This window comes from Caldimonas sp. KR1-144 (assembly GCF_049446155.1).
Lineage (GTDB): Bacteria > Pseudomonadota > Gammaproteobacteria > Burkholderiales > Burkholderiaceae_C > Rivibacter.
The window spans coordinates 1-1,691 of the sequence record NZ_JBMSEE010000015.1 but is presented as its reverse complement, the minus strand read 5'-3'; the positions used below and the strand labels follow the sequence as shown (position 1 = coordinate 1,691).

Below are 1,691 nucleotides of genomic sequence, written 5' to 3'. Positions count from 1 at the left end.
CGAGCTCACCGAGCGCATGCTGATGGACGACCTGGGCGAGGTGCAGCGCCGCCTGCGCGAGATCAAGGCGCTGGGCGTGCAGATCGCGGTCGACGACTTCGGCACCGGCTACTCCTCGCTGGGGCACCTGAAGGAGCTGCCGATCGACAAGATCAAGATCGATCGCTCCTTCGTGCAGGATCTGCCGCACGACCGCGACGCGGTGGCGATCACGCAGGCCATCATCCAGCTCGCGCGCAGCCTGGGGCTGGCCGTCATCGCCGAGGGCGTCGAGAACGAGGCCCAGCAACGCTTCCTTGCCGACCTCGGCTGCGACGAGTGGCAAGGCCTCATCGTCAGCGCGCCGCTCACCGCCCCGGCGCTCGAGGCCTGGGCCGAGACGCGTCGCGCACTGGCAACGGCAAGGGCCTGAATTCCGCACCGCGGCCGCGGTGCCGCGAGGGAAAACGCCGCTTCGCGGCCCCCGCCGCTCACTATGATGGCTGCAGCCGTTTTCCAGCCCTCTCATGACGCCCGCGACTGAGCCTGCGATCGAACGCGACTTCCGAGCCGTCTGGGACGCGCTGCCGGCCCCGGTCGTCGCGCTCGCGCGCGACGGGCGGCTGCTGGCGGCCAACGAGGCTTTCGGCGCGGCCACCGGCTGCAAGGGCGAGGCGGCACTCGGGCGCGGCTGGATCGACTCGCTGTCCGGCGTCGCGCGCGACGCGCTGCGCTCGGCACTGACGGCGGCGCAGTCCTTCCACACCGAGTTCGCCGCGCCCTGCCCCGACGGCAGCCTGGTCTGGTTCGACTGCGACGGCCGCTGGCTGCCCGACGAACAGTGCTTCCTGTGCTCGCTGCACGACATCACCGCGCGCAAGACCGCCGAGCTCGCCGCGCGCGCGCAGGCCGAGCAGTTCCGCCTGCTGGCCGACAACGTGCCGGTGCTGATCGCCTACTTCGAGGCGCACACCAACCGCTGCCTGTTCGCGAACCGCCAGTACGCGCGCACCTTCGGCCGCGACGAGCAGAGCATCCTCGGCCACACCACCGAGGAGATCATCGGCCCCGAGGCCTGGCAACGCATCCAGCCCTATGTCGAGCGCGTGGTCGCGCTCGGCCAGCCGGCCGCCTACGAGCGACAGCTCGCCGGCGCCGACGGCCAGCCGCGCTGGATCGAGGTCAACCTGCTGCCGCACATGAACGAAGGCGGCGTCGCGGTCGCGGCCTTCGTGCTGATCAACGACATCACCAAGCACCGCCTCGCCGAGCGTGCGGTGCGCGAGTCCGAGGACCGGCTGTCGACCTTCATGCAGGCCAGCGCCGAGGGCATCGTGTTCCATCGCGACGCGCTGGTGCTCGACGTCAACCCGCCGATCTGCGAACTGCTGGGCTACACGCGCGAGGAGATGCTGGGCCGGCGCACGACCGAGTTCGTCGCGCCGGAGTTCGTCGAGAAGGCGGTGCGCACGATCGCCTCGGGCGCCGAGATCACCTACGAGAGCATCGTGCTGCACAAGAGCGGCGCGCGCATCCCGGTGGAGTTCATCACCCGCACGATCATGCGCAACGGCGAGAAGCTGCGCCTGGTGATCGTGCGCGACATCCGCGACCGCATCGCGGCGCAGGCGCGCATCCACCACCTGGCGCACCACGACGCCTTGACCGGCCTGCCCAACCGCCTGGCCTTCGTCGAGCAGCTCGAGCAGCTC

The 1,691-nt window shown here is 70.7% G+C and carries 2 protein-coding genes; both read left to right on the top strand.

Going from position 1 to position 1,691, the window contains the following annotated elements:
* A partial coding sequence (locus tag ACO2TI_RS22965; protein ID WP_423287863.1) for an EAL domain-containing protein occupies positions 1-412 on the top strand: 412 nt, incomplete at its 5' end.
* A 94-nt stretch (positions 413-506) separates the two neighbouring features.
* A partial coding sequence (locus ACO2TI_RS22960) for a PAS domain S-box protein (protein ID WP_423287861.1) occupies positions 507-1,691 on the top strand: 1,185 nt, incomplete at its 3' end.